At 59.8% G+C, this 3115-nt stretch carries 3 protein-coding genes; all 3 read right to left on the reverse strand.

Features of this window, described 5'->3' with window-relative positions:
• Positions 1 to 63: 63 nt before the first annotated feature.
• Positions 64 to 1230, reverse strand: a complete 1167-nt coding sequence (locus NW857_RS03985; protein WP_414338575.1) for a response regulator — start codon at positions 1228 to 1230, stop codon at positions 64 to 66.
• A 91-nt stretch (positions 1231 to 1321) separates the two neighbouring features.
• Positions 1322 to 2056: a ribonuclease PH gene (rph, locus tag NW857_RS03990; protein WP_414333437.1), complete on the reverse strand. Its 735-nt coding sequence runs from the start codon at positions 2054 to 2056 to the stop codon at positions 1322 to 1324.
• Between the two features lie 175 nt (positions 2057 to 2231).
• On the reverse strand, positions 2232 to 2984 hold the full coding sequence (locus tag NW857_RS03995) for a DUF561 domain-containing protein (protein WP_414368011.1): 753 nt from the start codon (positions 2982 to 2984) through the stop codon (positions 2232 to 2234).
• Between the last annotated feature and the right edge of the window lie 131 nt (positions 2985 to 3115).

The following is a 3115-nucleotide window of genomic DNA, read 5'->3' on the forward strand; positions in this document are numbered from 1 at the left end:
CTCACCCCTGGCCCCTCTCCCACTGGGAGAGGGGAGGCGAGCGGTTAGCTCTTCGGGGGATCCCTAGAAATTGGAAAAGAAATTGGAAAAGAAATTGGAAACAAACAGAAGCCTCCTCACTTCTTCGTTAAGCTGGCTTTCGTTGAAGGGTTTGGTCAGGTAGCCAGTTGCTCCCGACCATTTGCCGCGGATGCGAGCTAGCAGGCCATCGCGCGAGGTAACCATTAGGATGGGGAGGGACTTAAACTCTTCCAAGCTGCGCACAATGCGGCAGAGCTCCAGGCCATCGATCCCCGGCATGGCGATGTCCATCAACAGCAGATGAGGCCGATGCTGAAACAACAGAGGGAGCACCTCGGCGGGGTTGCCTGTTGTAATCACTCGATAGTTGGACAAATATTGCCGCAGGATCTCTTGCATGACCACGCTGTCGTCCACCGCCAAGATGGTTATCGGGTTGTGGGGCTTGGTCTGCAGCAGCTCTTGGGGTGTTTGCAGGCTGACCAGCCCTTTTTTGACCCAGGCCGCAAAGAGATTGGCCACCTCCAGACGATCCCGACACAGCTTCTTGGCGATCACCTCTAGCGACTGGCCGTCTTTGGTGAGGGCGTGGAGCTTCTGTCGCTGCTCATCGGTGATGCGATAGCGGTTGACCCGCTCCCAGTTGACCACCGGTATCGCCAGCATCGTGGGAATGGCCACCTTCAAATCTGCCCATCGATCGTGGCGGCGGGCTGCTTCTTGCAACAGAGGCTCCAACTCAAACCCGCCGATGGGGGCCTCTTGGGCGACCCGTTCCTGCACTTCGAAGTAGCAGGCGCCTGACCGCTCAAACAGGTAGCGGTCGAAATCGGTGAGCAGGTTGAGCCACAGGGCATCTTCCAACTCTCCTGGCTTGAGCAAGCCCAACTGCGTGATGGCCTCCAGCAGCTCGGGCAGGGAACGGTTCTTCAGCAGGCGCTCTTGCACCACCGAGATGGCCCGCTGCGACCATTCCAAGTTGAGGCGGGCGATGAAGCGAGATAGGCGTTTCAGCAGGATTTGCGTGTTGAGGGGTTGATCGGCAGAAAAGAGGAGCCTGCCGTAGTAATAAGTCAGTACCCAGGGTTCTGCGACCTCGGCAGGATCCAGCCCTCTGAGGTGAAGGTGCAGGTAGCCAGTGGTAAACCGCCGGCCTTGCTGCCTGAGCAGGGGCGCAAGTTCCTCCGAACCGAATACGAAAGGGGACATGCGGCATTCTCCAGGCCAACTTCTTCAGGCCAATTGCCGGCCTTGTTCTAAGCTGTACCAACGCCTTGAAGGGTCGCCGTTGCAAAGCTGGCTACGGTTCCCAATTGAGAGCTTGCTGTTGCGCCTGCAGCAATTCTCGGATCCCGGCTTGGGCCATCTCCACCATTTGCAACAATTGCGGTCGGCTGAAGCAGCCGGCTTCGGCAGTGCCCTGAATCTCGATAAAGGATCCCTGCTCGTTCATGACAATGTTCATGTCTACCTCGGCTTGGCTGTCTTCCTCATAGCACAAATCTACGAGGACTTCCCCCTGCACAATTCCCACCGAAAGGGCCGCCACTTGCTGCCGCAGCGGCGATCCCTGAGCCGGATCCAGCAACCCCTGTTTGCATAGCCAAGTGACGGCGTCGTGCAGGGCCACATAGCCCCCCGTGATCGCGGCGGTGCGAGTTCCGCCATCGGCCTGCAACACATCGGCATCGAGGGTAATGGTGCGGGATCCCAGCTTCTGGAGATCCAGAGCGGCGCGCAGGCTGCGTCCGATGAGGCGTTGGATCTCGGCAGTACGGCCCGATGGTTTCAACATCTCCCGTGGCTGTCGTTGTGGGGTGGCTCCGGGCAACATGCGGTACTCCGCCGTCAGCCAGCCTTGACCGGTATTCTGCAAAAAAGGGGGAACTTCTTCCGCCACACTGGCGGTGCAGAGGACATGGGTATCGCCAAACTTCACCAACACCGATCCGGGCGCATAGCGGGTGAAGCGGCGCTGGAAGGAAACCGGGCGCAATTGAGCAGCCGTGCGGCCATCGGGGCGTTGCCAGCTCATGGGCAGTTCAAAAAGGGATCCCTCGCATTGTCAACCATGTCTGGGCTCAGGGATTGGAAACTATACAGAGCATGACTCGGCTGCCGGCGAGAAACGGATGCGGACGGAAGCGATAAAAAAATGCACCAGCACAAGCTGGCGCCAGCAGTTTAACTCTCACCGGTCAGGCATCAACCTAGACAAAGGCAGGGATCCGAGAGTCTCCCAGGGCCTCTACCAGCGCCCGCACTTGGGCCACCATGGCCACTTCATCCTGGAGCCGGCTGACAGCTTTGCCCACCCCCACACCTGAGGCACCGGCAGCGATGGCCAGGCGCACCGTTACCGTTGAGAGGCCGGAAGCGCAGATAACAGGCACCGAGACCACACGGCTGATCTCATAGGCGGCGGCCAAGGTGGGGGCAGCCTTCTCGATCAAGCCCAGGGATCCCCCGTGAACCGGCTCGGCACTGGTGCTGCCCTCGGTTTGGATGAGATCGGCCCCCAGATCTTCCAGTTTCTCGGCCAATTCCGCCTGCTGATCCAAAGGCAGCGTGTGGGGAACGGTAACCGACAAAAGCGTGCGCGGCAGCAGAGAGCGGGTTTGGCGAGTGAGCTCCAGGACTTCCGCAGCGGAGAAGATGCGGCCCGAAGGGTAGAAGCTGTCGTAATTGCCGATTTCGGCCATGTCGGCCCCCGCTTGGACGGCGGCAGCCAATTGCTGCGGCTCCACCGCCGACACGCAGATGGGCAGCTCGATCTGGGCGCGCACCTGCTGCACCAATTCGGGACTGGCGGCGATGTCCACCCAAGTGGCTCCTCCCTCCTGGGCGGCACGGGTGACTTTCAGCACCGACTGCAGGTCGAAGTTTTGCAGGCCGCTGATGATCTTGAGGGCACGGCGCCGGGCAAGGGCGTCGAAAAGGGCAGCTTGAGAGGCTGTGGTCATAGGCTCGTTAGCTTGTTGAAACGGGATACAAGAGGAGTGAAAGCAAATCGGCTGGGGCAACCTTTGCTCAGTCTAGAGGGTTTGCTGCCATCCTACAAGGGATCCGCCCTTGGCCGGTTACCCCAATCTTT

It is taken from the genome of Synechococcus sp. H55.9, assembly GCF_047462355.1.
Classification (GTDB): domain Bacteria; phylum Cyanobacteriota; class Cyanobacteriia; order Thermostichales; family Thermostichaceae; genus Thermostichus.